The sequence below is a fragment of the Rhizobium tibeticum genome, from assembly GCF_900110205.1.
Lineage (GTDB): Bacteria > Pseudomonadota > Alphaproteobacteria > Rhizobiales > Rhizobiaceae > Rhizobium > Rhizobium tibeticum.
This window is the reverse complement of record NZ_FOCV01000019.1, coordinates 12,753-37,501: the sequence shown is the minus strand read 5'-3', so window position 1 is coordinate 37,501 and position 24,749 is coordinate 12,753. Positions and strand designations below refer to the sequence as shown.

Sequence of the window (24,749 nt, the reverse complement as noted above, 5' to 3'; positions counted from 1 at the left end):
TCGCAACATTAGCCTCTAAGCTTTTGAGTCTCAAGAGAGGCGAGGAGGTTTGCATTGGATATCGATCTCCGTTTCGAGCCGGTGACCGCAAACCGGTGGGATGACTTCGAGCGGCTCTTCGGTCCTCGCGGAGCCTTCTATGACTGCTGGTGCGTTGCCCTGCGCTTGCCTCATGCCGTGCGAACGAAAATGGGGCCGGGAGAGCGAAAATCGCACATGCAGGGCCGAATAGCTGTCGGCCCGCCGCCAGGCATCCTGGCCTATGCTGATGACGAGCCGGTCGCTTGGGTCCAGGTCGGATCGAGGCACGACGTGCCGCAATTCAATTCGCCACGCACCGTGTCCCGACCGGTGGAAGAACGCGATGCACACGATCCGTCATTCTGGGCCGTGAGCTGTTTTTTCCTGAAGTCGGATTTGCGAGGGCAGGGGCTCAGCCATCGCCTTCTTGCCGGTGCGATAGACCATGCGCGGCGTCACGGTGCTCGCTATCTCGAGGGCTGTCCGATCGACCACGTCAAGCAATCGAGGTCGGTGACGCTCTGTACGGGGTCCACGGCGATCTTCGATGCGGCCGGATTTGAAACTGTGGCAAGGAGAAAGGATGGCCGGCCGCTCATGCGGCTGGATTTGCGATCTTGAGAATATCCGCCGAGAAATGCGCCCTCAGTAGGTCTGCAGCATGTTCCCAGCCGGCGGCGGCCACGATGCTTCCAACCGGCGGTGGTGCGAACGGCTTGAAATCGGCGTTGGCCATCATGGTCAGGAGCAGGCACTCGGGCACATGATCGGCAACGGAAAGGAGATTGCGTTGCATATCATCGATGAAGGCGACAGGCAGGCTTCTGCGATCATGCAGCCTGGCGACAACAGGCCCTTTCGGCTCCTGCGTGGCGATCAGGTCGAAAGAGAGGTCGAGCTGATCGAGCAATTTGCGCCGGATTGCGTGGTGCCGAGGCGGCATCGCAGTCAGGAAGACGACGTCGGCGTCATCGGAGAGCGCCCGCAGCGTTTCCACCGCCCTTTCCGCCGGCGTCTGCCAGAGGTGCTGGTTTGCGAAGAACACCTCTTCGAACGAATCGACTGCGGCCTTGTCCAATTCGCTGCCGTCGAGGAGCGAGACAATATTGCCGTAGAGCCGGAACGAGCGGGGCAGGAGGTCGTAACTGTGCGAGCGAAGGAAAGCGGTAAACGGCGAGAGGAATTCGAGAACCACTTCGTCGATGTCGCAGACGATCAACGGCCGGTCGCCGAGGCGAATCTGGCTGGCGTTGGTTGCCATATCCATGCTCAATATTCTCCCGAGCCCAATCCGGGTGGCGAAAAGTGCAGCCATGCCGCGTTCAAGACGTCGGGTGCGGTGTTGGTCGCCTGGCAAAAGGCCATGGCCGTCGGCTCGTGCTGCATGATGAAATCCATCATGCCGGAGAGAAATCCGGGCTCCTTGAGTGCACCGCGCACTTGCGCCGGTTCGACGCCGGTCAATGCAAGGAAACGGCCGAACAAATCCGGTTCGTTGGCAAGCCAGGCGAGAACGGCGATCGCAGTCTGCTGCGGATCGGCCGCGAGTTGTTTCGAAGTCTTGAAGTTGCTTTGCATTTCTCGGGGTAAATTACCTATTTTTCAACCAAATACCGCTAGCCTGCAGCCATCGGTTCTATGGAACCATGCCGTCGCATAAGCCTTCTTCATGCGGGGAAGCGGTTACCAGAACGGACGTAGGACGCGTGTCATGCCCAAACAGGTGATGATTGTAGAAGATAACGAGCTCAACATGAAGCTCTTTCGCGACCTTATCGAGGCGTCTGGCTACACGACGATCCAGACCCGAAACGGCATGGAAGCCCTTGATCTAGCTCGTAAATACCGGCCTGATCTGATTCTGATGGACATTCAGCTCCCTGAGGTTTCTGGTCTCGAGGTCACCAAATGGCTGAAGGAAGACGATGATCTGCACGTCATTCCTGTTATCGCCGTCACAGCATTCGCCATGAAAGGAGACGAGGAGCGCATCCGCCAGGGCGGCTGCGAGGCCTATGTCTCCAAACCCATCTCCGTTCCCAAATTCATCGAGACGATCAAGACCTATCTGGGCGATGCCTGACGCATCGGAAAGAAGCCTATGACTGCGCGCATTCTGGTGGTTGATGACATTCCGGCCAACGTCAAGTTGCTCGAAGCGCGGCTAGTCGCCGAGTATTTCGATGTATTGACCGCCGGCGACGGCTATCAGGCCCTGGCAATATGCGAGCGGAACCAGGTCGATCTTGTCCTCCTAGATATCATGATGCCGGGGATGGACGGCTTCGAAGTGTGCGAGCGCCTGAAGGCCAATCCAAAGACCTCGCACATACCCGTCGTCATGGTGACGGCTTTGGATCAGCCGACTGACCGCGTGCGTGGCCTGAAGGCCGGCGCCGATGACTTTCTCACCAAGCCGGTCAATGACCTTCAACTGATTTCGCGGGTGAAGAGCCTCTTGCGGCTGAAGACGCTCAGCGATGAACTGCGCATTCGCGCTGAAACCGCCCAGACGATGGGGATCGACGAACTGCTGCGGTCGGGTGAGGGGCGGGGCGACGAATCGGGCCAGGTACTGCTGGTCGATGGGCGTGCCAACTCCCAGGAACGTATCATCAAGGCGCTGAAGCCTGTCGCCGATGTCTCCGCAATCTCGGATCCGCAGGCGGCTCTCTTCGAGGCCTCGGAAAATCCGTTTGAACTCGTCATCGTCAACGCCAACTTCGAGGATTACGATCCGCTGCGCCTGTGTTCACAGCTCCGCTCGTTGGAGCGCACCCGTTTTCTGCCGATACTGATCATCACCGAGCAGGGCGACGACGACATGGCGATCCGGGCGTTGGAACTCGGCGTTAACGACTATATCGTTCGCCCGGTCGATTCCAACGAACTGGTGGCACGCAGCCTGACGCAGATGCGTCGCAAGCGCTACAATGATCGTTTGCGCGCGAGCGTGAAGCAGACGATCGAGCTTGCGGTCACGGATCCGTTGACCGGGCTCAGCAATCGCCGCTACCTGGATAATCACTTGAGCACGCTGTTCAATCGCTCGATGGCGCGGGGTCGTCCGCTATCGGTGCTGATCACCGACATCGATCGCTTCAAACAGGTCAACGACACCTATGGGCATGATGCGGGGGACGATGTGCTGCGGGAGTTCGCGAGCCGCATCCGTTCCACCGTCCGTGGTGCCGATCTTGCTTGCCGCTACGGCGGCGAGGAATTCGTGGTAATCATGCCGGATACCTCGCCAGAAGTCGCTGCAGCCGTCGCGGAGCGGTTGCGCTCGGCGGTCGACACGGTACCGTTCCTGCTGAAGTCATCGGGGCAGGAGTTGAGCGTCACGGCTTCATTCGGAATTTCGTCACGGATCTCCTCCATCATCACTCCAGGACAGTTGATGAAGCAGGCCGATCTGGCGCTCTACGAGGCAAAAACGGGCGGCCGAAATCGCGTCGTCGCCGCGGCTTGAGTAACACGTCTTTGAAGCATTTTGGGTCATCCACAGCTACTTGATTCATGCCTGCCGATGCGCAGCAGCCAAGCAACTCGAATACAAAGCCGGCCATTTTCCCCCAACATTTGTTGGCTTTTGATATCGCGCCAAGCAGATGGGGCACGGGCTTCAGCGGAAAATGTGAGGATCAATCAGATTTAGCCGGCATTTCGCAAGTAGCTTCGATAACCGAGCTTCGAGGCGTAATGGCTCAAGCTAATACTATTGGTCTATAGTTTCGCGCTTCTTTGTCAATTTGGCGCTATTCTTGCCGTCGGAGGCGACTCGAAACTCTAAAAATTGTCCCAAAGCCGTACTTTTAACCATGGAATCAACCTCGGAAATCTAACCATTAAGAATTTGTTGATTTTCTTTCATTTTCGAGCAAATTATCGGGCCATAAGAGATAAGTACTCCCTGTGAGGAGTCCGGGATACCCCATGATGCTCAGGTCCGCCGCATCTCCTGGGTCGTGGGGTCGGTCGGCTGGTTCGCAACATTAAGCGGTTCCTCGTGCCGCGTTGCTTGCCGGTCGACCCCCTTTCGAGTAAACGCCGTCCTTTCCGCATTTTCAGGAGGGACGGCGTTTCTGTTTCTGTGCCTCGAACCAGACAGCAAAGCCGGCAAACAAAAAGGCGCGCAGCCGGTGGGCGCGCGCCTTCTTGAAAAACGTCAGATCCAGCGATTACTTGATCTTGGTTTCCTTGAACTCGACGTGCTTCTTTGCAATCGGGTCGTACTTGGTCTTCGTCATCTTGTCCGTCATCGTACGGCTGTTCTTCGTCGTGACGTAGAAGAAACCGGTGTCGGCCGTCGACAGCAGCTTGATCTTGATTGTGGTAGCCTTGGCCATGGTCGTCCTGCCTTTAATAAAATGAAAGCCGTGGCAGGCCGGATAGGCTCCACGGCAAATTCTGGCGCGAAACTACGAATCCCGCCCGAAAAGTCAAGCCCGCTTTCGGAGGAAAAGCAGCCTGATGGCGGAAAGCAGGGCATAAAGGCCGAAGAATCCGGCGATCGCCCAGGCGAAACCGTCATTGCCGGCAACGTCGATGGCTGCGCCGATCACCTGCGGTCCGGCCACGGTGCCCACCGCATAACAAAACACAAAGGCGGCGTTGGCGGCCGCGAGGTCGGAGCCGGTCAAGCGCGAGCCCAGGTGACTGAGGCCCACTGTATAGAGCCCCGCGACACACCCTCCCCAGAAAAGGAGTACCGTCGCCATCAGAACCCAGCTGTGCACGAGGACCGGCAGCATCAGGGAGCCGATGAGGCCCATGAATGCCATGGCGGCCAGCAGCGGCCGCTTGTCCTTCATGCGGTCCGATAACAGGCCGACGGGGATCTGGAAGATCACATTGCCGATTCCCATGACGGTCAGCAGCAGGGCTGCCTGCGATTCGGTAAAGGAGGCGCGCACTGCATAGATTGGGAACAGCGCTAGGCCACCGGCTTCAACGGCCCCGAAGATAAAGACCGCAGCCGTTGCGGTCGGGACCAGGAAGACATAGCGCATGAAATGCAGCTCCGGCTTCTCTTCGAGAACCGGGCTTTCGTACCGAGCGATATAGATCGGGATGGCAGCCAACAGAACGGCGCCTGCGCCGACAGCAAACGGCAGGATGCCATCGCTGCCGAGAATCGAAAAGAGGAGCGGCCCGCCTGCAAACCCGAACGAGAGGACCGTCGCATAGATACCGAGCACGAAACCGCGCTTTGAGGGCGGCGAGGCGGCGTTGATCCAGAACTCCGATAGGATGAACAGCGTCGTTGTCGCGCCGTGAAAGGCGAAACGCAGCGGAAACCACATCCAGAAGTCCTGGGCGTAGTAGAAGCCGAGCGCGCTGACCGCTGAAATCACGACGGCCCAGATCATGGTCGGGGCGACGCCGTACTTGTGCGCCAATTTCGTGGTGATCGGGGCAGCCGCCATCGCGGCAACCCCGGCCATAGCCGTGTTCAATCCGATAAGCGTCGAGGGAATGCCGCGTTTTTCGAGAATGATGCTGAGAAGCGGAAGCCCGAGGCCGATGGCTATGCCGACAGCGGAGATGGACGAGACGGCTGCCACCAGCGAAGGCCAATGAATTTCTTCGACATCGCCTGGTGTTGTGCCGTTTCGCGGCTGAGACATATACGCATCCTTAGAGACCTGCTGCACAGAATCGCTCACCGCGCAGCACCATAGAAAGGCACAGTCGTGCCAAATCCAAGTGACGGCTGTGCTTTACAAGATGAAACGCGCTGGCGGCAATAACCTGGATGAACTTGAATTGGTATCGTCAAAGAAGCTTACCGAATACGCATGAGATTTCGCCCCGCGGAACCGCAGCGCCTTTGGGGCGTGCCACTACACGTCAATTGTGTCGTGAAGGTGAAGGGGCAGGTACGCCTAGCGTTTGCGGCCCGGTATCTCGTAGGCGTCATGATCGTCGGTTTGGCCACCGAAGCCGTGCATCTTCAACGCCCATTGCAGGCCGATGACGCCGCCTTTGATCGGCTGGATGATCAGCAGCGTGGCGATCAGGGTGATGGGCGTCCAGATCGCGAAGGTGAGCCAGAGGGGCATTGGCCAAACGAGGTCAGTTGCCATGTAGCCGCCGATGATGAGGTGGCCGATGACCACGATCGCGAGGTAGGGCGGCAGGTCGTCCGAGCGATGGTGGTGCATGGCTTCGCCGCAGGCAGCACAATTGTCGACCGGCTTCAGGAAGCTTTTGAAGAGTTTGCCGCTGCCGCATGCGGGGCAGGTGTTCAGCATGCCGCGCTTGATAGAGCGGCCGAGCGGACGCTCAACCTCGTCGCTGCCTCCGTAACGGATTGCCTGGTCGCTCGAGGTGGTCGTCATGGTTCGTTTCCTTTCGCGGCGTCCCTACACGCCTATCGCCGCCCTCTTGGCGGCCTTGTTCCGGCCTTTTTGCGCGCGCGGCTTGCGTCGCGCCGGCCCGCCTTGTGGAACGAACGTACAGCGGTCGGCATCTTTCGCCCCTCGCTGATCATCTCGAAGCGTAGCGCACCGGCAAGCGGAATGGCTTCTGCAAGCTTGACCGTGACACTGTCGCCAAGGCGATATCCGAGCCCGGTCTTTTCGCCAGACAGCGCTTGGTGCGCCTCATCGTAGATGAAGTAGTCCGTTCCGAGCGTAGATATAGGAACGAAGCCGTCCGCTCCATAGTCCGGGAGAGTGACAAATAGTCCCGATTTCGTCACACCTGATACGCGTCCTTCGAATTCCTCGCCGACGCGGCCGGCAAGATGATGGGCAATCAGGCGGTCTATTGTTTCGCGCTCGGCAGCCATGGCTCGCCGCTCGAAGGTGGAGATCTCGGCGGCGATGTCGTCGAGCACCCCTTCCTCATCGGGTGTGATGCCGCCTTCGCCGAAGCCGAGCGAGCCGACCAGCGCACGATGGACGATGAGGTCCGCATAGCGACGGATCGGCGAGGTGAAGTGCGCGTACTTCATCAGGTTCAGGCCGAAGTGCCCGATGTTCTCGGGGCTGTAGATTGCCTGGCTCTGCGAGCGCAAAACCATCTCGTTGACCATCGTCTGATGCGGGGTATCATCGGCCTTGGCAAGGATCATGTTGAAATTGTTGGCGCGCATGTTGCCGCCCTTGGCGAGCGATATGCCAAGGGTCGCCAGAAACTCACGCACCACTTCCTGCTTGGCAAGCGTCGGCCCGTCATGAATTCGGTAGATCAATACCTGCCGCTTCTTCTCCAACGTCTCGGCTGCCGAAACGTTTGCTTGGATCATCATTTCTTCGATCAGCTTGTGCGCGTCGAGGCGTGGCGGCACGAAGACGCGGTCCACGGTGCCATCCGGCTTCAGCAGGATTTTGCGCTCAGGCATGTCGAGTTCGAGCGGCTGACGTCGTTCGCGCCCGCGCGTCATCACCCCGTAGGCATTCCAGAGCGGCTTCAGAATGGGTTCAAGAAGCGGTCCCGTCTTGTCGTCGGGTTTTCCGTCGATCGCTGCCTGTGCCTGCTGGTAGGAGAGCTTTGCCGCACTCTTCATCATGATGCGATGGAAGGTATGGCCGATCTTGCGGCCGTCCTTCGAAAACACCATGCGAACGGCAAGCGCCGGGCGGTCCAGGCCTTCTCTCAGCGAGCAGAGATCGTTCGAAATCCGCTCTGGCAGCATCGGCACAACCCGGTCGGGGAAATAAACCGAGTTGCCGCGCTTCAAGGCCTCGCGGTCGAGCGGCGAGTTCGGGCGCACGTAATAGGAAACGTCGGCGATGGCGACGGTGACGATGACGCCGTCCGGATTGTCAGCTGAAGGATCTGTCTCGGCATAGACCGCGTCGTCATGGTCTTTCGCGTCGGCCGGATCGATGGTGATGAGTGGGACATCGCGCCAATCTTCGCGATGCGACATCGTCGCGGGCTTGGCATCATCCGCCTCGGCGACAACTGCGGGCGGGAATATGTGGGGAATGCCATGCGCATGGATGGCGATCATCGAGATCGCCTTCTCTGACGCGACAGAACCGATGATCGACAGCACCTTGGCGCGCGGCAGGCCGAAGCGCCCAAGACGTGCAACTTCGACCTCGACGAGATCGCCGTCCTTGGCCTCGCCCTTATAGTCAGGGTCGATGACCATTTCCTCGCCGCGCCGGTCGATCGGGAGCAGACGTCCGGCTCCACCCGGCGCATCCTTGAAGACGCCCATGCTGGCGGTGCGGCGCTTGTCGAGGATCTTGATGATACGCGCGGTATAGGCCGGTCCGCCGCGGTCGGCGGCCGGAAAGATCTTCGCTAGAATGCGATCGCCCATGCCGGCAACGGGCGCCTTGCCCTTGCCATTGCGTCCCGCGGGAGAGGTCGATTGGCGGATGGCGACGGCAGGCGCGACGCCCTGGTCATCGGGCCACTCCGCCGGCCGGCCGATCAGTTCGCCGTCCTTGTCGCGTGTCGTGATGTCAAGCACGGTGACGGGCGGCAAGGCTCCCGGCCGGATTAGCGACTTGCGCGTCTTCTGGAGCATGCCTTCCTGCTCCAGTTCGCGCAGCAGGTGCTTGAGCTCGACGCGGCTTTCGCCTTTCAGCCCGAACGCCTTCGCCAGCTCGCGCTTCGACGCTTTCTGCGGATGATCGGCGATGAAACGCAGGATAACCTCACGGGAGGGCAGCGCGCCATGGGCGATGTTCAGTGGATCGGCGGCGGGTGGCTGGCTGGAATGTCCAATCTTGCCCGGGCGCTTGCCCATGCCCTTCATTCTTTCCCGCGGGATTTTGCTCACTCTCAGCTCTTTTTCGTCTTTGCCGGCGCCTTGGCCTTCGTCGCCTTCGGCTTGGCGGCAGTCTTTGACGTCTTCGTTTCGGCCGCCGCCGCCTTTGCCTTCGGTTTTGCCTTGCTCTTCGAAGCCGGTGCCTTGCCTGCCTTTGCGGCGATCAGCGCGAGCGCTTCCTCGACTGTCAGAGCCTGCGGATCGGTGCCCTTCGGCAGCGTCGCGTTGACCTTGCCCCAGTTCACATAGGGGCCATACTTGCCGTCGCGAATGGTGATTGCGCCGCCATCCGGATGGTCGCCGAGCTCTTTCAGGGCTGCCGCTGACGCCCGCCCGCCCGGTGCCTTGCTCGCCTTCTCGGCGATCACGGTGACGGCGCGGTTAAGACCAATTGAGAACACGTCCTCGACGCTTTCGAGATTGGCGTAGCCGCCATCGTGCAAGAGAAACGGTCCATAGCGCCCGATGCCGGAGGAAATCATCTTGCTGGTTTCCGGGTGCTTGCCGATATCGCGTGGCAGCGAAATCAATGCCATTGCCTTTTCGTAGTCGATATCCTCAGGCTTCCAGCCCTTCGGCAGGGAAGCACGCTTGGCATCCTTGCCGTCGCCACGCTGAATGTAGGGGCCGAAGCGTCCGGAACGCAGCGTCAATTCCTCGCCGGTCACCGGGTCGGTGCCGAGATTCTTCGGCTCGTTCAGCCCAGTGCCTTCGGCTTCCGAACCGCCTTCGGACGAAAGCTGACGGGTATAGTTGCATTCTGGATAATTCGAGCAGCCGACGAAGGCGCCGTATTTTCCCAGCTTCAGCGAAAGATTGCCGGTGCCGCAAACCTGACAGATGCGCGGATCCCCGCCATCTTCGCGCTTCGGGAAAACAAGCGGCGCCAGCGCCTCGTTGAGCGAGTCGAGAACGTTGGTGACGCGAAGCTCCTTCGTGTCCTCGATCTGGGAGAAGAAGTCCTTCCAGAAATCGCGCAGGACCTGCTTCCAGTTCAGTTCACCCGCCGAGATCCGGTCGAGCTTCTCTTCAAGGTCTGCCGTGAAGTCGTACTCGACGTACTTGGTGAAGAAGCTTTCGAGGAAGGCAGTCACCAGCCGGCCCTTCGCCTGCGGAATGAGCTTCCGCTTGTCGATGGTCACGTATTCTCGGTCACGTAGTGTCGCCAACGTCGCGGCGTAGGTAGACGGACGCCCGATGCCGAGCTCTTCCATCTTCTTGATGAGCGACGCTTCCGAGTAGCGCGGCGGCGGCTCGGTGAAGTGTTGGGTCGAATTGATCTTCTGCTTCGCGAGGTTTTCGCGGGCGTTGATCTCGGGGAGGCGGCCTTCTTCGTCGCCGTCGTCGCTCTGTTCGCCGTCCTCCTTCTGGTCAGTATAGGCGGCGATGAAACCGTCGAAGCGGATGACGGAGCCGACAGCGCGCAGACCGGCCGTCTGGCCGTTGTTGTCGGCGGTGATCTCAGCCGTCGTGCGTTCGATCTCCGCCGAGGCCATCTGGCTCGCGATACCACGCTTCCAGACCAGGTCGTAAAGCCTTAACTGGTCGGCATCGAGGAACTGACGCACTCGATCGGGCGAGCGATTAAAGTCGGTCGGCCGGATCGCTTCGTGGGCTTCCTGGGCGTTCTTCGCCTTGGTGGAATAGAAGCGCGCCTTCTCCGGCATGTAGCGTTGGCCGAATTGATCGACGATGGCCGCCCGTGCCGCATCAATGGCTTCGGGCGCCATCTGCACACCGTCCGTACGCATATAGGTGATCAGACCGACCGTCTCGCCACCGATGTCGACGCCCTCATAGAGCTTCTGGGCAACCTGCATGGTGCGGGACGCCGAAAAGCCGAGCTTCGATGAAGCGGCCTGTTGCAGCGTGGAAGTTGTGAAGGGCGGTCCCGGGTTGCGCTTGACCGGCTTCGCCTCCACCGTGTCGACGACATAGGCGGCACCTTCGAGAAGCGCCTTCAGTGTGCCGGCCTGTTCGCCGTTTGCGATCGAGCGAGCCTGCAACCGCTTGCCATTCGCTGCAACCAGCTTTGCCTCGAATTCGTCGCCCCGCGGCGTCTTCAAGAGAGCCGAAAGGTTCCAGTATTCTTCCGAGATGAAGCGCTCGATTTCAGATTCGCGATCGCAAACCAGGCGAAGCGCCACCGACTGCACACGGCCCGCCGAGCGCGCGCCCGGAAGCTTGCGCCAAAGAACTGGGGAAAGGTTGAAGCCGACGAGGTAATCGAGGGCGCGGCGAGCCAGATAGGCATCAACCAGCGGTACGTCGATGTCGCGCGGTTCGGCCATCGCATCGAGGACGGCTTTCTTGGTGATCGCGTTGAAAACGACCCGCTTCACCGTTTTGCCGTTCAGGACGCGCTTTTTGTTCAGCATGTCGAGGACGTGCCAGGAAATCGCTTCACCCTCGCGGTCCGGGTCGGTTGCAAGGAACAGGCCGTCGGAAGACTTCACCGCATCGGCGATGTCCTTGATCCGCTTGGCGGATGCACCATCGACCTCCCACAACATCTCGAAATCCTGGTCGGGAAGAACCGAGCCGTCCTTGGCAGGCAGATCGCGGACATGGCCGAAGGAGGCGAGCACCTTGTATCCGGGCCCCAGATACTTGTTGATCGTCTTTGCCTTGGCAGGCGATTCTACCACTACAACATTCATCATGATTCTCTAAAAAATGCGCCAAACCGGCGGATAAGCAGATGGAATCCCTGCTGTGCCAAGATAACCGGTTCTTCGACATGGACAGGGAAATCGTTTCGGTCAAGTGGCTTGACTTCATTTTTACGCATTACAACGAGATGCATCCAATACGAGATAGTCAGCGTATTGCAATTTATGATAATTGAAGTGTCGTTTTTGAAGTGTGGTTCGGGCCCGCCGAAAGGCAGCATTTCTCGTTCCTCAGAGACTATCCCATGGCGGCCAAGTTCGCAAAGAAAGATACCGGACGATCCGGCTCGCATGAGAACATCGCTTCCATCAGGCAAATGGCGGAAGAGAGAACGCCGATATGCTGTGCTATCTGATCGAGATGGCCTATGTGGAGGCCGGTGATTGCAAGCCCCGATGTAGGGACCTCAGTCGCCCATTGCAAGCGAGACGAAGCCGCCTTGATGGCGATGAAGCCATCCGGCAAGAGCCAGCTCCAGCAGGGCAAGATAGAACGAAGACGCCGGCAGCTGGTGTGACGGATGACGTCGTCGGCCGCAACAGGCGTTGGGCCGAGCGAATCGACGATGAGCGAGCGATCGGGGTCACCGACGGCAGTATCGAACGACAGCCCTTGCCCTCCGGTTCCTCCGCGACGGGCGCTGAGAAGCGATCGATCTGCGAGAGGGGTGCCAAAGCTACGGTGACATCACCCGGAGTGGTGAATATCATTGCTCCATCTTTCAGCCATCCGTTGGTGCCGTGACAAGGCGGGGTCGGGCGGCGAACACTCAACCGCGAACACCCGCCTGGCGAACGCGCCGGAAAGCCTTGCCATGATAAGTGAACGAGCGAAACGCGGCGATCAGCCGGTTTCGGCGCGGAAAGTCGCGTGCCCGTGGTTCCCAGCCGAACGGCATTTCGCTGATGGGAAGTCCGTTGCCATTCCAGATTTCGTCAAGCCGACCGGCGTTCGGAGCGGATAAGACGCAGCCCCGCGATGCGTTGCCGTTTTCGCCAGCGCAATTGCGTTTGGCCTTGCGCTGCGAGCGTCCTTCCTATCCCTTCGCCCCGATCTTGCTTTCCGTCCCGCTTATCAGGCGGGAGATGTTGGTCTTGTGCTTCCAGTAGGAGATGACGGTCATGATGGCCATGACAGCTGCAACCTTCTCGGCGCCAAGCATCCACAATGCAACCGGAACGACAAGCATTGCAACCAGTGCGGAAAGCGACGAATAGCGCGTCGTGAAGGCGACCGCCAACCAGACCGCGGCAAAGGCCAGAACCATGATCGGGGCGACGCCGAGCAGCGTGCCGATATAGGTGGCAACACCCTTGCCGCCCTTGAAGCCGATCCAGACGGGGAAGAGGTGTCCGATGAAGGCGAAGAAGCCGGCGATCAGCGCTGCTTCGTCGCCCAGGAAGTAACCGACGATCCAGGCCGCTGCGGATGCCTTCAGCGCATCGAGGAGAAGCGTTGCCGCGGCAAGCTTCTTATTGCCGGTTCTGAGCACGTTGGTCGCGCCGATATTGCCGGATCCAATGCTGCGCAGATCACCGAGACCACCGGCCTTTGTCAGGATCAGGCCGAACGGGATGGAGCCGAGCAGGTAGCCGATGGCGGCAGCCGCCAATGCGATCGGCAGCGTGATCTGCCACGTCATGAGATCCGAGACCATGTTCCCCTCCGGTGGTCTTTTTATATCGTATACACGCACTGTCCGGCGACGTAGGTCGCAACAGCGCGTCCGCTGAAACGCGCGTCTTCGAACGGCGTATTCTTCGAGCGGGAAAGAAGCATGTCCTTCGAAACAAGCCAAGGGTCATCGAGATCGATCAGCGTAATATCCGCCTTCGCGCCCGGTTTCAGCGTGCCGGCCTCGAGGCCGAATATCCGCGCCGGCCGCGTCGACATCGCATCGATAAGGCGCATCAGGCTCACCTGACCGCTGTGATGCAGGCGGAGCGCCGCAGCGAGCATCGTTTCGAGGCCGACGGCGCCATCTGCAGCTTCGCCGAAGGGCAGACGCTTCGTGTCGACATCCTGCGGATCGTGCGAGGAGACGATGATATCGATCGCACCGCGTGCCAGTGCATCCACCATCGCTACGCGATCACCTTCGGAGCGCAGCGGCGGGTAGAGCTTGAAGAAGGTGCGGTACTCGCCGATATCGTTTTCGTTGAGCGACAGATTGTTGATCGAGATGCCGCAGGTCACGGTGGCGCCGCGAACCCTGGCAAGTTCGATCGCCTCGACCGATTCCGGGACGGAGATCATCGCAGCGTGGTAGTTGCCACAGGTTAGCTTGGCGATGCGCAGATCGCGCTCGAGCGGAATGAGTTCGGCTTCCTTCGGGATGCCGCCGAGGCCGAGCCAGCTGGCAAACAGTCCCTCATGCATCACGCCGGTGGCGCCGAGATATTTGTCGCGCGTCTCGCAGGAGATCACGGCGCCGAATTCACGCGCATAAGTCATGACCCGGCGCAGGACCTGTGTGTCGTGCACGCTCGAGCGACCATCGGTGAAGGCAACAGCGCCCGCTTCCATCAGCAGGCCGATCTCGGTCATTTCCTCGCCGGCAAGATGCTTGGTGATCGCCGCTGCCGGATAAACATTGACCAGCGACTTGTCTTTCGCCGTCTTCTTGACGAACTCGACCAGCGCGATATCGTCGATGACAGGATCGGTATCCGGCATCATGATGATCGAGGTGACGCCGCCGGCCGCTGCCGCGCGGCTCGCCGAAGCGATCGTTTCGCGATGCTCAGCACCGGGTTCGCCGATATGGACGCGCGCATCGACGAGGCCCGGCGCGGCGACGAGGCCGGTGCAATCGCGCACTTCGGCGCCAGGAGGCGTGCCCTGGTTCTGCGCATCCGCACCGGCTGCGACGATCACGCCGTCCTTGACGATGATGGTGCCGACTTCGTCGAGATCGCGCGACGGATCGAGGATGCGAACGTTCTTGAGGACAACCGAGTTTCTCATGCGCCGGTTCCTTCGGTGCGAGGACCCTGATTTTGCGACACAAGCAGCGTCTCCATCACAGCCATGCGCACAGCAACCCCCATTTCCACCTGTTCTGCGATCACGCTCTGCGGCCCGTCCGCGACCTCCGACGAGATCTCGACGCCGCGGTTCATCGGTCCGGGGTGCATGACCAGGGCGTCTTCCTTCGCCGCCCTCAGCGTCTCTGCGTCTAGCCCGTAGAAGTGATAGTATTCGCGCACCGACGGCACGAAGGCACCGGACATGCGTTCGCGCTGCAGGCGCAGCATCATCACCACATCGGCGCCCTTCAGACCCTCCTTCATGGAATGGAAGACCTCGACGCCCATATCGGCAATGCCGGCGGGAAGAAGCGTTGCCGGAGCAACGACGCGCACGCGTGCGCCCATTGCGTTCAGAAGTAGGATATTCGAACGCGCGACGCGCGAATGCAGAACGTCGCCGCAGATGGCGACGATGATGCGCGACAGCTTGCCCTTGGCGCGGCGGATCGTCAGCGCGTCTAGCAGCGCCTGCGTCGGATGCTCGTGCTGACCGTCACCGGCGTTGATCACCGAGCAGGAAACCTTCTGGGCAAGCAGGGCGGCGGCACCGGCGCTGGAGTGGCGTATAACCAGCACATCGGGCCGCATTGCGTTCAGCGTCATCGCCGTATCGATCAGCGTCTCGCCCTTCTTTACCGAAGAATTGCCGACTGACATGTTCATCACGTCGGCGCCGAGGCGTTTTCCGGCGAGCTCGAAGGAAGATTGCGTGCGCGTCGAGGCTTCGAAGAAAAGGTTGATCTGCGTGAGGCCGCGGAGCGTCGACGTTTTCTTCTCTCGCTGCCGGCTGATCTTGACGGCCTCGTCGGCCTTGTCGAGAAGAAAGGTGATATCCTGCTCTGTAAGCCCTTTGATACCGATGAGGTGGCGGTGGGGAAAGAAGACCATGAACCTGCCTCTTGCTGTCGTCTGCGGGGTCTATAAAGAGTGAGCCGGGCGGCGGCAAGCTTGCGCTGTGGGAAAGGCCCGTCTCCCCCTGCAATTTTGTCCGAATTCAACTATTGCAGAGATAGGGAAATTATAACTTCCGGTTTCCCTTTGCCTGCCTCTTGCACTAGAAGCGATTCATGACGCCCGCCGAAGAGAAACTTGCCGAACTCAACCAGCCGAGCCTGTGGTCCGGTATCAATGCCTACAGGTCCGATCCGCTGATCGTTGACCTGACCGGCACGTTGCCGCGCGGAATCCGCGATGATCTCGACAATATGGGCCGCTATGTGACTTCGCAGGAGGCGCAGGAACTGGCGCGCATGGCAAATCAGGGCACGCCGCAGCTGCGCACGCATGGTCCGCGCGGCGAGCGGCTGGATGTCGTCGAGTTCCATCCCGCCTGGCATGCGCTGATGCGCCGTTCGATGTCATCGGGGCTGCACTCGTCGGTCTGGGATCCGCAGGCGGATACCGAGGCGAAAGACCAGGCACACAAGATCCGGGCGGCGCGCTTCTATCTGACGGCGCAGCTCGAATCTGGCCATCTTTGCCCGCTGACGATGACGAGCGCCTCGGTTGCTGCCCTTTCCGCGTCGCCGGCCGTGCAGAAGGACTGGGCGCCGAAGATCCTGTCGCGCAAGTATGATTCCACGAACAAGCCGGCCATGCAGAAATCTGCCGTGACGATCGGCATGGGCATGACGGAGAAGCAAGGCGGCACCGACGTACGCGCAAACAAGACGGCGGCAGAAAAGGTCAGCGAAGGCATCTACCGCCTGTCCGGCCACAAATGGTTCATGTCGGCGCCGATGAGCGACGCCTTCGTGATGCTGGCGCAGACGAAGGATGGGATGGGCTGCTTCCTGGTTCCACGGCTGCTGGAAGATGGCTCTGCGAACGGCCTGCACTTCCAGCGCCTGAAGGACAAGGTCGGCAACCGCTCCAATGCCTCTTCCGAAGTCGAGTTCAACGATACTTTCGGCTTCCTGCTCGGCACGCCAGATGGTGGCATCCGAACCATCCTCGACATGGTGACATTGACGCGTCTCGACTGCGCGCTGGCATCGTCAGGCATCATGCGCGCCTCGCTCGCCGAGGCTGTACACCACACCCGCGGACGCAGCGTTTTCGGCAAGATGCTGGTCAACCAACCGATCATGACGCGCGTCTTGGCCGACATGGCGCTCGATGTCGCCGCCGCGACGGCACTGTCCTTCCGACTTGCCGACGCATTCGACAGAGCACGCGCTAGCGCCGAGGAGGCCGCCTACGCCCGCGTCATGACGCCGGTTGCCAAATACTGGTGCTGCAAGATCGCGCCTGCATTGATCTACGAAGCGATGGAGTGCATCGGCGGCAGCGGCTACATCGAGGAGCGTCCGATCGCCCGTCATTATCGCGAAGCGCCGGTCAACGCGATCTGGGAAGGCTCCGGCAATGTGATGGCGCTCGACGTGCTGCGCATCCTGAACCGCGGCAAGGATCTCTTCGAAACGGTCTTTGCTGGGCTCGCGCGGGATCTCGGACCGGCCGGCAAGAAGACAATCGACGTACTGCGGGCCGCCATGGCGCTGTGCGAGCGTGACGAGGGCGCAGCCCGGCTTCTGGTCGAGCAGTTGGCGCTTGCCGCCGGCGCAGCCGAACTTTATCGCCTCGGAGCAGGGCGGATCGCCGATGCCTTCATCGAGACCCGTCTCGCGAGCGGTTGGCGCTCCACCTACGGCATGCTCGATTCGCGCTTCGACGCCAGCTACATCGTCGATCTTCTCTATCCACCGGCAAACTGATGACAACGCTGCGTCCTGTCCGTTCCGAAGATCTGGAACAGATTTACGCAATCTCTCTCCTGACCGGCGACGCCGGCAGCGACGCGTCCCCATTGCATCACGACGGCAAGCTGATCGGCCACATCTACTCAGCGCCCTACATTGAGCTCAGCCCCGAAACGGCTTTTGTGGCAGAGGATTTTGAGGGTGTGGCAGGCTATATCGTCGGCGTCTTCGATACGGTTTCCTTCGAGGAACGGCTGAACGCGTTTGGTGGCCGGCGCTGCGCGAGAGGTACGCCGATCCGCAGGGCGATCCGGCCAGCTGGGACGCGGATCAGAGGTACATCGCCGCGATCCATCACCCGTCTCGTGTGCCCGCGACGCTCGTCGAAGCCTTTCCCGCCCATATCCACATGAACCTCCTGCCTCGCCTACAGGGGCAGGGGATGGGCACCAGGCTTCTCGACCGCTGGCTGACGAATGCGCAAGAGGCCGGTGTCGAGGCAGTCCACCTCGGCGCGAATGCGAACAATCATGGCGCCCTCCGCTTCTGGGGCTCCCGCGGATTTAGTCGAATCGAGCCGCCATTGGTCGATCCTTCCGACCCGACCGCCTGGTTCGGGCAGAAACTGTAAGAGCCTGTTGCAAAGCCGTCCCCGTATGGTGACACCGTTGTAATTGTTCCGTCTTTGGCCAATTGTCCACAATCTTTCGAAGACGTCTCCGTTGCCGGTTCGCAGCAGCGTTGCTACTCACCGCAGAGTGACAACCGGACCGAATCCCTGATGCTCAACGATCCCATGGTGCTAACGCCCGTTGCTGAGGCAATACGTGTCGAACCCGAAAAGCGCATCCGCGACCGCGGGGCGACCGAAAAGGCGATCCTGAAGGCAGCCAAGTCGCTGCTGGCGGAGGAGGGGTTCCAGAATTTCGGGATCAACGCAGTTGCCCGCCGCGCTGGATGCGACAAGCAGTTGATCTACCGCTACTACGGCGGCCTAAACGGCTTGGTGGAAGCGATCGGCTCTGATCTCGGCACTTGGGTCAAGGATCGCATTCCCGAAGACACCGGCGGCATGTTCCTCCTGACCTACGGGGATTTGATGGAGCGCCTGTCACTCCTGTTCCTCGAGGCCTTGCGGGATGATCCGCTGGTTCGGCGTATCGTTGCCTGGGAGGTCTCCGAGAACACCGAGCAGGTGAGGCGGCTTTCCGAAGCGCGGTCGAAGGCCCTGGCAAACTGGCTCGACCGCATGCGTGGATCGCTGACGCCGCCGAAGGGCGTCGATGTCGTGGCCGTCAATGCGATTCTGATTGCAGCCATCCAACATCTCGTGCTGTCCGCATCCGCGGGCGGTCAGTGCGCTGGCCTGGCGTTGAAGACGCCGAAGGACTGGGAAAAGGCCGCGACCGCCCTGAAACGCATCGTTCGCGGCGTTTACGGCTGAAGCGCAGACAGCTTTCCACAGGCAGCCGGATGCCCGTTAACCTTAACAAATGCTTTACGTTGCGCGCTCCGGGTTAAGAAGTCAGGTTGCACGGCAGTCCAAAATGTTTGGTGTCTGGAACCATGGGAACCAAAATCGCGAGAGCCGCGTTTCTTGTTGCCGCGATGATGTTTTTCGCTGTGCTTGCGCTGGATATTGCTGTGCCGGCGCTGGTTCTAGGTTCCATGGCATTGTCGATATGGCTGGTTTCGTTCGAGGGGCCGTCCATTCGCAGAGAACGAGAGACGACCGCATGAAGTGGTTTCTGATCTTCTGGGCCGGTCCCATCGTCTTCCTGGCGGGATGGTATTGGCTTTCCTACTACGACATGAATTTCGGCATCTTCATGCTGAGCCGGCAGGTTCACGACCTCACGTTTGAGATCTATGGAAAGATCCTTGGCATTCCGCCGGAAACCATTCCGCCGCTGGTCGCCCGTGCGATCGTTGTCGACAGCCTTGTCGTGTTCGCCATCATCGCCTTCCGCCGGCGCAAGGCGATCGGTGCTTGGTGGCGTGCTCGTCAAGCGTCCAAGTCGTCCGAGGCCGCTCTGGCGAGCAAGGACAGTCTGTCCAGCGCTCCTTGAAGAATGAAGCTTGCCGCAGCCGAGTCGATGCGCTCGGCACGCTTGCTGCGCGATACGTCCATTTCCAGCAGTGCACGCTCGGCGGCGACCGTCGACAGCCGTTCGTCCCAATAGACGAAGGGCAAATCGGTCTTCTGCTCCATGTTGCGCACGAAGGCGCGCGTTGCCTGGACACGCGGCCCGGCCGATCCATCCATGTTCATCGGCAGGCCGATGACGAAGGCCGCAACCTTCTCCTTTGCAGCAAACGTCAGAAGCGTTACCGCATCGATCGTGAATTTTTCGCGCTTGATGACGGACCTCGGCGTGGCAAACCGTCGGCCAAGATCGGACATCGAAAGCCCGATCGTTTTCGTGCCGAGATCAAGCCCCGCAATCGCCTGTCCCGGCTGCAGCGCAGTTGCCAGTTCCTCGATCGTCAGCACCGTCATCGTGGTTTCATCCCGTCAAAAGAAATTGAAGCGGTAGCGCTTTTCTTTGCGACCGCATCGGATATGTCCATAACGAGCAAAGCAGGCGTTTGCATCCCATAATAGAAGGAGAATTTTCATGAAGATCACTTGGCTTGGTCACTCCGCCTTCCGCATCGAGATCGGAAAGGCTAAAATCCTGCTGGATCCGTTCCTCACCCACAATCCGTCCTTTGCCGGGCAGGATGCAAAGGACGTCGCAAACGGCATCACGCATATCCTGCTCACGCATGGTCACGGAGATCATGTCGGCGATGCGGTTGCTCTCGCCAAGGCCTCAGGTGCGGTCGTTCTCGCCAACGCCGATCTCGCCGCCTGGCTGGGCTCGAAAGGCCTGTCGAGGATCGAGGCGGGCAATACCGGCGGCACGATTTCGTTCGACGGTTTTTCAGCGACCTTTACCAACGCGCTGCATTCCTCTGCGCAGATCACCGAAGACGGCGTCTCCCACGCGCTCGGCAATGCCAACGGTTTGATGCTGCACTTCGATGAGGAAGCCTCGATTCTCGCCATGGGCGATACCGACATCTTCTCCGACATGGCGCTGATCAACGAGTTGCACCAGCCTGAGATCGCTCTCGTGCCGGTCGGCGATCGCTTCACCATGGGCGGCGCCGTAGCGGCGCTTGCCTGCCAGCGCTACTTCAACTTCAAGACCGCCATCCCCTGCCATTATGGTACCTTCCCGATCATTGACCAGACGCCGGAGAAGTTCGTCTCCGGCATGGAAGGATCGAAGACGGCGGTGAATGCGCCGAAGCCGGGCGAGCGCCTTTCCTTCTAGTCGAGGTCTACTGAAATCGCGTCGATTTCAGAGAGGGAATTCTATGCACTCAGAAGACCATGCCCGTTGCGCACAGCGGGCATGGTCTTTATAGCGGGTAGGAAAATCCTATCCGGAGAATACCATGTCCGTCGACTTTGCCACTGTTAAGCGCGTAGCGCGCCTTGCCCGTATTGCCGTCTCCGAAGAAGAGGCAAACCGCATGGTGGGCGAGTTGAATGGTATCCTCGGCTTCGTCGAGCAGCTCTCCGAGGTCGACGTCGAAGGCGTCGAGGCGATGACGTCGGTCACGCCGATGGAGATGAAGAAGCGCGCGGATGATGTGACTGACGGCAACAAGGCGGCCGACATCGTTTCCAACGCGCCTGTCACCGATCAGAATTTCTTCCTGGTGCCCAAAGTCGTCGAATAAGGCGTCACGCCGCTTTCCGACTCCGTTGCCAATCCAGATTTGAAGCGAAACACCATGAGCGAACTCACCAGCCTGACCATTGCCGAAGCCCGTACGAAGCTGCGCGCCAAGGAGATCAAAGCGACTGAACTGACCGAGGCCTACATCTCGGCAATCGAAGCGGCCAACGACAAGCTCAATGCCTATGTTAAGGTCACGCCCGAGAAGGCGTTGCAGATGGCGGAAGCCTCTGACGCACGTCTCGCCGGCGGCAAGGGTGGCGCGCTCGAAGGCATCCCGCTCGGCATCAAGGATCTGTTCGCCACCGAAGGCATTCATACGCAGGCCTGCAGCCACATCCTCGACGGTTTCAAGCCGCACTACGAGTCGACCGTCACCCAGAACCTGTGGGACGACGGCGCCGTGATGCTCGGCAAGCTCAACATGGACGAGTTCGCGATGGGCTCTTCCAACGAAACCTCCTACTACGGCGCGGTCATCAACCCCTGGCGTTCGGCTGGCTCCAACCAGCAGCTGGTACCGGGCGGCTCCTCCGGCGGCTCCGCAGCGGCTGTTGCGGCCCACCTGTGCGCCGGCGCGACGGCAACCGATACGGGCGGCTCGATCCGCCAGCCGGCCGCCTTCACCGGTACGGTCGGCATCAAGCCGACGTATGGCCGCTGCTCGCGCTGGGGCACGGTGGCTTTCGCCTCGTCGCTCGACCAGGCTGGTCCGATTGCCCGCGACGTGCGCGACGCCGCAATCCTGCTGAGGTCGATGGCGTCAGTCGATTCCAAGGACACGACCTCCGTCGACCGGCCGGTTCCGGACTATGAAGCCGCGCTTGGCCAGTCGCTGAAGGGCATGAAGATCGGCATTCCAAACGAATATCGCGTCGACGGCATGCCGGAGGAGATCGAAACCTTGTGGCAGCAGGGCGTTGCCTGGCTGAAGGACGCAGGCGCCGAGATCGTCAACATCTCGCTGCCGCACACCAAGTATGCGCTGCCGGCCTATTACATCGTTGCTCCCGCTGAAGCTTCGTCGAACCTCGCCCGCTATGACGGCGTCCGTTACGGCCTGCGCGTCGACGGCAAGGACATTGTCGACATGTATGAGAAGACGCGCGCCGCCGGCTTCGGCAAGGAAGTCAAGCGCCGCATCATGATCGGCACCTATGTTCTCTCGGCCGGTTACTACGACGCATACTACATCAAGGCCCAGAAGGTTCGCACGCTGATCAAGCGCGACTTCGAACTGGCCTTCAATGCCGGTGTCGATGCGATCCTGACGCCCGCGACACCGTCGTCCGCCTTCGGCGTCGCCGACGAAAACCTCGCCTCCGATCCGGTCAAGATGTACCTGAACGACATCTTCACGGTCACGGTCAACATGGCCGGGCTGCCGGGCATTGCCGTTCCGGCCGGACTTGACCACAAAGGCCTCCCACTCGGCCTGCAGCTGATCGGTAGGCCGTTCGACGAAGAGACATTGTTCAAGACTGCGCATGTGATCGAGCAGGCTGCCGGAAGATTCACGCCCGCAAAGTGGTGGTAAGTGGCACTGCAATTTAGGATGATGGCAGGGCCGATCATCAAGTGGTCGGCGAGATTGGCTTTGCCGCGTGGAAGTCCAGCGGTGCAGGGGAAGCTGGTTTTGACGATCCCGTCGTGATCGAGGCTGCTCGGAAGGCTTTCTTCGACTTCGGCAGCGGCGAAAGGTGCCGTCGCGATTGCCGAACTTGGGAGGCGGGTGTCGGCTGGGGCGCCCGGGAAAACGAACCCAATTCCATTTCTGGCATCTGGATTGATCCCGCCTGTCAGGGCGGCCGTGGCATCGGGTTCCGCGCAGGTTCGCTATTTTGTTGAACGCATTTGCCGCTGATGGCTTCAAGGTTGCAAAAATCCACACCCGCGCTACCAATGGCGGCGCCATGCGACTTTACGAGCGGGCCGGCTTCTCGATCGTCTGGCCGCGGTGAGAGGTTCGATGCGGAACTCGGCATTCGGCTCGAAAAGCTGCATCTGGAGAAGCGTCTCGGCTAAAGGCGCAATTTCGGGAGGAGGCCTATGTCCAAACAGAATCTTGCAGACATGATCGGAGCATTCGATTGCCTCGCGGCGGCAGGTTTCACCGTGGGCGCGGAGTGGCAGGCCGCGCATGAAATCTGCCAGGCACATGAGGGCGAGGCGCCTTTCGACTGGGGCCACGCCCTTTGCCATCGTATCGAAGGCGACGACTGGAATGCCGACTACTGGTACCGTCGAGCGGGAAAGCGCCGCGGGAGCGGTACGGTGGCCGAGGAATGGTCGGTGATAAAGGCCGAGCTTGCCGCACATCTTTGAAGGAAGCCGCGCGCCGAGGCGACGCGCGGCAAAAGTCAGAAAGCTACTTATTGTCCTGTTCCGCTCTCACCAGAACCAATCCCCGTTCGGTGATGCGATAGGGCTTGCCACCTGAGGATTTGATGGCCTTCTTCCGCTTCAGCTTGCGAAAGAGCTCGAGACCGAAGCCGGGATAGACCCAACCGTCGCGCGTGAAGCACTTTGCTGCCTCGATTTTTCTGTTGTCGTCGCGTTCGATTTCAATACGGCCACCTTGAGCCAATAGGTGCAGGATGCGCTGCTCCGTGCGTGAAATATCCATGGAATGTTGATCCGGTCGTAGCGCCTTGAGGAGGCGCGCAAAAACGATCTGGCGTCCGATCGGACGTCAGGGCTTCGTTTTTTTGGGCCCGTGCGCGCAAGGAAAACCTGCGGGCAGGGGCCTTTACCGGGTCTGAGAAGACGAGTTCAACATCAGGCCGTCATATCCGCTGATCGCAGTCTCGTCAAGTTTTGCAACCCATGGGCGATGTTGTCCCGACCCTCGCGCTTGAAAACGCAAGGCTTTGATAACGCGGTGATTCGGTGTTTTACTTCGGTTCAAATGCGGGGGTGCTGTTGATCCACATTCGCAATGCCCGCGAGGGCGACGCAAATCTCTTGAGCGAGATCGGAATAAGAGCCTGGCAGAAGGCAATGGCGTCCATTGGCGAAGCGGACGCCATGGTGGATGCTGCCCGAAGCGCGTTCTTCAATTTCGTTGCCGGTAGCTGGATCACCGTCACCGTCATCGAATGGAACGGACATCCGGCAGGATGGGCCGCGCGCGAGACGCTCGACGAGAAGATTTCGGATTTCTGGATCGATCCCGCCTTCACCGGTCATGGTCTCGGAACAGCACTCTTGCAGGAGATCGAGAAAGACATAGCCGCGCAGGGTTTCGATACGGCCATGATGCAGACGCACTCCGCGAACTCCGAAGCGATCAGCTTCTTCCAGAAGCGTGGATACGCAATTCATTGGCTGTCGATTGCCTACAATCCCAAGCTCGATCGTGATGTGCCGTCAGTGGGTTTGTCAAAGGCCTTGGAGTCCACGGACGACGGCACATACGGCCTTGTCTTAGTCTAGCAGCGGGCCATCCAGCGCGACGTAGCCGAAGGCGCCTGATAAAACAAGCGCGGCCACCATATGAAACATGACGATGGCCCTAAGGATCGATCGAAACGGTTCTTTCTGCGTCTTGTGACGTAGGAGCCTTTGCGCGCAAACCGCGCCCAAGCTGCCACCGACGAATGCGAGCGTCAGCAAGGTTTTCTCGCTGATCCGGCGCCGATGATCGCGAGCGGCCTGCTTGTCGAGGAAATAGATCGAGAACACGAAGGCATTCAGTGCCAGGAAGAGCCCGATGATCTTGAGAATAGCGGTTGCCGTCATCTGCGCCACGCTAGCGACATTACGTTAACACCCCCCAAACTAGCTGGCTTGCTGCTACAGCACAGCCGAAAGCCTTGCACCGGCAAGCCATTTCCGTTACCTCACCAGT

The 24,749-nt window shown here is 60.1% G+C and carries 26 protein-coding genes and 2 pseudogenes; 13 read left to right on the top strand and 15 right to left on the bottom strand.

The window, feature by feature from the left end; genetic code table 11:
- The first annotated feature begins 54 nt into the window (after window positions 1-54).
- Entirely contained in the window at window positions 55-642 is a 588-nt protein-coding gene (locus tag BSG20_RS20300; protein WP_072377942.1) for a GNAT family N-acetyltransferase, read from the top strand.
- On the opposite strand, the gene BSG20_RS20295 is transcribed toward BSG20_RS20300, so the two are convergent.
- Window positions 617-1,288 (bottom strand): hypothetical protein, encoded by a 672-nt coding sequence (locus BSG20_RS20295; protein ID WP_083539953.1) that lies wholly within the window; start codon window positions 1,286-1,288, stop codon window positions 617-619. The genes BSG20_RS20300 and BSG20_RS20295 overlap by 26 nt on opposite strands.
- A 2-nt stretch (window positions 1,289-1,290) precedes the next feature.
- Complete coding sequence (locus BSG20_RS20290) at window positions 1,291-1,599, bottom strand: DUF3572 domain-containing protein (protein ID WP_029709995.1); 309 nt, start codon at window positions 1,597-1,599, stop codon at window positions 1,291-1,293.
- 133 nt (window positions 1,600-1,732) lie between these two features.
- Between BSG20_RS20290 and BSG20_RS20285 the strand changes: the two genes are divergently transcribed.
- A complete protein-coding gene (locus tag BSG20_RS20285; protein WP_007531841.1) occupies window positions 1,733-2,104 on the top strand; it encodes a response regulator in 372 nt (123 codons plus the stop codon).
- A gap of 18 nt (window positions 2,105-2,122) precedes the next feature.
- A complete protein-coding gene (locus BSG20_RS20280) occupies window positions 2,123-3,493 on the top strand; it encodes a PleD family two-component system response regulator (RefSeq protein ID WP_072377944.1) in 1,371 nt (456 codons plus the stop codon).
- A 709-nt stretch (window positions 3,494-4,202) separates the two neighbouring features.
- Here BSG20_RS20280 and rpmG read toward each other — a convergent pair.
- From rpmG to BSG20_RS20235, 10 genes and pseudogenes are all read right to left on the bottom strand, one after another.
- Window positions 4,203-4,370, bottom strand: coding sequence for a 50S ribosomal protein L33 (gene rpmG, locus BSG20_RS20275; protein ID WP_003587245.1), 168 nt, complete (start codon window positions 4,368-4,370; stop codon window positions 4,203-4,205).
- 93 nt (window positions 4,371-4,463) lie between these two features.
- The gene (locus BSG20_RS20270; RefSeq protein WP_072377946.1) at window positions 4,464-5,651 is read right to left on the bottom strand and encodes an MFS transporter; all 1,188 of its coding nucleotides are present in this window, start codon (window positions 5,649-5,651) and stop codon (window positions 4,464-4,466) included.
- A 258-nt stretch (window positions 5,652-5,909) separates the two neighbouring features.
- Window positions 5,910-6,365, bottom strand: coding sequence for a DUF983 domain-containing protein (locus tag BSG20_RS20265; RefSeq protein WP_024314697.1), 456 nt, complete (start codon window positions 6,363-6,365; stop codon window positions 5,910-5,912).
- A gap of 32 nt (window positions 6,366-6,397) precedes the next feature.
- Window positions 6,398-8,770: a ribonuclease R gene (rnr, locus tag BSG20_RS20260; RefSeq protein ID WP_072377949.1), complete on the bottom strand. Its 2,373-nt coding sequence runs from the start codon at window positions 8,768-8,770 to the stop codon at window positions 6,398-6,400.
- Window positions 8,771-8,772: 2 nt separating this feature from the next.
- Entirely contained in the window at window positions 8,773-11,418 is a 2,646-nt protein-coding gene (gene topA, locus BSG20_RS20255; RefSeq protein ID WP_072377951.1) for a type I DNA topoisomerase, read from the bottom strand.
- Complete coding sequence (locus BSG20_RS35710; RefSeq protein WP_143147509.1) at window positions 11,418-11,651, bottom strand: hypothetical protein; 234 nt, start codon at window positions 11,649-11,651, stop codon at window positions 11,418-11,420. Before BSG20_RS35710 ends, topA begins: the two co-directional genes overlap by 1 nt.
- 186 nt (window positions 11,652-11,837) lie before the next feature.
- Window positions 11,838-12,383, bottom strand: a pseudogene (locus tag BSG20_RS37605) (DprA-like winged helix domain-containing protein); the annotation flags it as partial.
- Between the two features lie 84 nt (window positions 12,384-12,467).
- The gene (gene plsY, locus BSG20_RS20245; protein ID WP_072377953.1) at window positions 12,468-13,088 is read right to left on the bottom strand and encodes a glycerol-3-phosphate 1-O-acyltransferase PlsY; all 621 of its coding nucleotides are present in this window, start codon (window positions 13,086-13,088) and stop codon (window positions 12,468-12,470) included.
- 20 nt (window positions 13,089-13,108) lie between these two features.
- Window positions 13,109-14,398 carry a dihydroorotase gene (locus BSG20_RS20240; protein ID WP_072377955.1) on the bottom strand — a complete coding sequence of 430 codons (1,290 nt, stop codon included), beginning with the start codon at window positions 14,396-14,398 and terminating at the stop codon, window positions 13,109-13,111.
- The gene (locus tag BSG20_RS20235; protein WP_072377957.1) at window positions 14,395-15,351 is read right to left on the bottom strand and encodes an aspartate carbamoyltransferase catalytic subunit; all 957 of its coding nucleotides are present in this window, start codon (window positions 15,349-15,351) and stop codon (window positions 14,395-14,397) included. The genes BSG20_RS20240 and BSG20_RS20235 overlap by 4 nt, the downstream gene beginning before the upstream one ends.
- 179 nt (window positions 15,352-15,530) lie before the next feature.
- Here BSG20_RS20235 and BSG20_RS20230 point away from each other — a divergent pair, with 179 nt between their 5' ends.
- The 4 genes and pseudogenes from BSG20_RS20230 (at window position 15,531) to BSG20_RS20215 (ending at window position 19,234) form a co-directional block, all read left to right on the top strand.
- Entirely contained in the window at window positions 15,531-17,180 is a 1,650-nt protein-coding gene (locus BSG20_RS20230; RefSeq protein ID WP_072377959.1) for an acyl-CoA dehydrogenase family protein, read from the top strand.
- Window positions 17,180-17,796, top strand: a pseudogene (locus BSG20_RS20225) (GNAT family N-acetyltransferase). Before BSG20_RS20230 ends, BSG20_RS20225 begins: the two are co-directional and overlap by 1 nt.
- Before the next feature lie 150 nt (window positions 17,797-17,946).
- The gene (locus BSG20_RS20220; RefSeq protein ID WP_072377960.1) at window positions 17,947-18,609 is read left to right on the top strand and encodes a TetR/AcrR family transcriptional regulator; all 663 of its coding nucleotides are present in this window, start codon (window positions 17,947-17,949) and stop codon (window positions 18,607-18,609) included.
- A 292-nt stretch (window positions 18,610-18,901) separates the two neighbouring features.
- Window positions 18,902-19,234, top strand: a complete 333-nt coding sequence (locus tag BSG20_RS20215) for a DUF6105 family protein (RefSeq protein WP_072377964.1) — start codon at window positions 18,902-18,904, stop codon at window positions 19,232-19,234.
- Here BSG20_RS20215 and ruvX read toward each other — a convergent pair.
- Window positions 19,171-19,665: a Holliday junction resolvase RuvX gene (ruvX, locus tag BSG20_RS20210; protein WP_072377966.1), complete on the bottom strand. Its 495-nt coding sequence runs from the start codon at window positions 19,663-19,665 to the stop codon at window positions 19,171-19,173. The genes BSG20_RS20215 and ruvX overlap by 64 nt on opposite strands.
- A 118-nt stretch (window positions 19,666-19,783) precedes the next feature.
- Between ruvX and BSG20_RS20205 the strand changes: the two genes are divergently transcribed.
- The 5 genes from BSG20_RS20205 (at window position 19,784) to BSG20_RS20185 (ending at window position 23,224) form a co-directional block, all read left to right on the top strand.
- Complete coding sequence (locus tag BSG20_RS20205) at window positions 19,784-20,488, top strand: metal-dependent hydrolase (RefSeq protein ID WP_072377968.1); 705 nt, start codon at window positions 19,784-19,786, stop codon at window positions 20,486-20,488.
- 124 nt (window positions 20,489-20,612) lie between these two features.
- Window positions 20,613-20,900 (top strand): Asp-tRNA(Asn)/Glu-tRNA(Gln) amidotransferase subunit GatC, encoded by a 288-nt coding sequence (gene gatC / locus BSG20_RS20200; RefSeq protein WP_072377970.1) that lies wholly within the window; start codon window positions 20,613-20,615, stop codon window positions 20,898-20,900.
- A gap of 54 nt (window positions 20,901-20,954) precedes the next feature.
- Window positions 20,955-22,436: an Asp-tRNA(Asn)/Glu-tRNA(Gln) amidotransferase subunit GatA gene (gene gatA / locus BSG20_RS20195; protein WP_072377972.1), complete on the top strand. Its 1,482-nt coding sequence runs from the start codon at window positions 20,955-20,957 to the stop codon at window positions 22,434-22,436.
- A 41-nt stretch (window positions 22,437-22,477) separates the two neighbouring features.
- A complete protein-coding gene (locus tag BSG20_RS37600; RefSeq protein WP_244541369.1) occupies window positions 22,478-22,747 on the top strand; it encodes a hypothetical protein in 270 nt (89 codons plus the stop codon).
- A gap of 201 nt (window positions 22,748-22,948) precedes the next feature.
- A complete protein-coding gene (locus BSG20_RS20185) occupies window positions 22,949-23,224 on the top strand; it encodes a hypothetical protein (RefSeq protein WP_072377974.1) in 276 nt (91 codons plus the stop codon).
- A 43-nt stretch (window positions 23,225-23,267) separates the two neighbouring features.
- Here the strand turns inward: BSG20_RS20185 and BSG20_RS20180 are convergent, their stop codons facing one another.
- The gene (locus BSG20_RS20180) at window positions 23,268-23,525 is read right to left on the bottom strand and encodes a YjhX family toxin (RefSeq protein WP_072377976.1); all 258 of its coding nucleotides are present in this window, start codon (window positions 23,523-23,525) and stop codon (window positions 23,268-23,270) included.
- Window positions 23,526-23,821: 296 nt separating this feature from the next.
- Between BSG20_RS20180 and BSG20_RS20175 the strand changes: the two genes are divergently transcribed.
- Window positions 23,822-24,334 (top strand): GNAT family N-acetyltransferase, encoded by a 513-nt coding sequence (locus tag BSG20_RS20175; protein WP_072378014.1) that lies wholly within the window; start codon window positions 23,822-23,824, stop codon window positions 24,332-24,334.
- Here the strand turns inward: BSG20_RS20175 and BSG20_RS20170 are convergent.
- Entirely contained in the window at window positions 24,326-24,640 is a 315-nt protein-coding gene (locus BSG20_RS20170; RefSeq protein WP_072377978.1) for a DUF1294 domain-containing protein, read from the bottom strand. The two genes, BSG20_RS20175 and BSG20_RS20170, sit on opposite strands and share 9 nt — an antisense overlap.
- Window positions 24,641-24,749 lie beyond the last annotated feature (109 nt).

Coding starts and splice junctions, on each gene's coding strand:
- BSG20_RS20295 (WP_083539953.1), bottom strand. CDS start 1,288: ATGGATATGGCAACCAACGCCAGCCAGATTCGCCTCGGCGACCGGCCG.
- BSG20_RS20290 (WP_029709995.1), bottom strand. CDS start 1,599: ATGCAAAGCAACTTCAAGACTTCGAAACAACTCGCGGCCGATCCGCAG.
- BSG20_RS20285 (WP_007531841.1), top strand. CDS start 1,733: ATGCCCAAACAGGTGATGATTGTAGAAGATAACGAGCTCAACATGAAG.
- BSG20_RS20280 (WP_072377944.1), top strand. CDS start 2,123: ATGACTGCGCGCATTCTGGTGGTTGATGACATTCCGGCCAACGTCAAG.
- rpmG (WP_003587245.1), bottom strand. CDS start 4,370: ATGGCCAAGGCTACCACAATCAAGATCAAGCTGCTGTCGACGGCCGAC.
- BSG20_RS20270 (WP_072377946.1), bottom strand. CDS start 5,651: ATGTCTCAGCCGCGAAACGGCACAACACCAGGCGATGTCGAAGAAATT.
- BSG20_RS20265 (WP_024314697.1), bottom strand. CDS start 6,365: ATGACGACCACCTCGAGCGACCAGGCAATCCGTTACGGAGGCAGCGAC.
- topA (WP_072377951.1), bottom strand. CDS start 11,418: ATGAATGTTGTAGTGGTAGAATCGCCTGCCAAGGCAAAGACGATCAAC.
- BSG20_RS35710 (WP_143147509.1), bottom strand. CDS start 11,651: ATGCTGCCTTTCGGCGGGCCCGAACCACACTTCAAAAACGACACTTCA.
- plsY (WP_072377953.1), bottom strand. CDS start 13,088: ATGGTCTCGGATCTCATGACGTGGCAGATCACGCTGCCGATCGCATTG.
- BSG20_RS20240 (WP_072377955.1), bottom strand. CDS start 14,398: ATGAGAAACTCGGTTGTCCTCAAGAACGTTCGCATCCTCGATCCGTCG.
- BSG20_RS20235 (WP_072377957.1), bottom strand. CDS start 15,351: ATGGTCTTCTTTCCCCACCGCCACCTCATCGGTATCAAAGGGCTTACA.
- BSG20_RS20230 (WP_072377959.1), top strand. CDS start 15,531: ATGACGCCCGCCGAAGAGAAACTTGCCGAACTCAACCAGCCGAGCCTG.
- BSG20_RS20220 (WP_072377960.1), top strand. CDS start 17,947: ATGCTCAACGATCCCATGGTGCTAACGCCCGTTGCTGAGGCAATACGT.
- BSG20_RS20215 (WP_072377964.1), top strand. CDS start 18,902: ATGAAGTGGTTTCTGATCTTCTGGGCCGGTCCCATCGTCTTCCTGGCG.
- ruvX (WP_072377966.1), bottom strand. CDS start 19,665: ATGACGGTGCTGACGATCGAGGAACTGGCAACTGCGCTGCAGCCGGGA.
- BSG20_RS20205 (WP_072377968.1), top strand. CDS start 19,784: ATGAAGATCACTTGGCTTGGTCACTCCGCCTTCCGCATCGAGATCGGA.
- gatC (WP_072377970.1), top strand. CDS start 20,613: ATGTCCGTCGACTTTGCCACTGTTAAGCGCGTAGCGCGCCTTGCCCGT.
- gatA (WP_072377972.1), top strand. CDS start 20,955: ATGAGCGAACTCACCAGCCTGACCATTGCCGAAGCCCGTACGAAGCTG.
- BSG20_RS20185 (WP_072377974.1), top strand. CDS start 22,949: ATGTCCAAACAGAATCTTGCAGACATGATCGGAGCATTCGATTGCCTC.
- BSG20_RS20180 (WP_072377976.1), bottom strand. CDS start 23,525: ATGGATATTTCACGCACGGAGCAGCGCATCCTGCACCTATTGGCTCAA.
- BSG20_RS20170 (WP_072377978.1), bottom strand. CDS start 24,640: ATGACGGCAACCGCTATTCTCAAGATCATCGGGCTCTTCCTGGCACTG.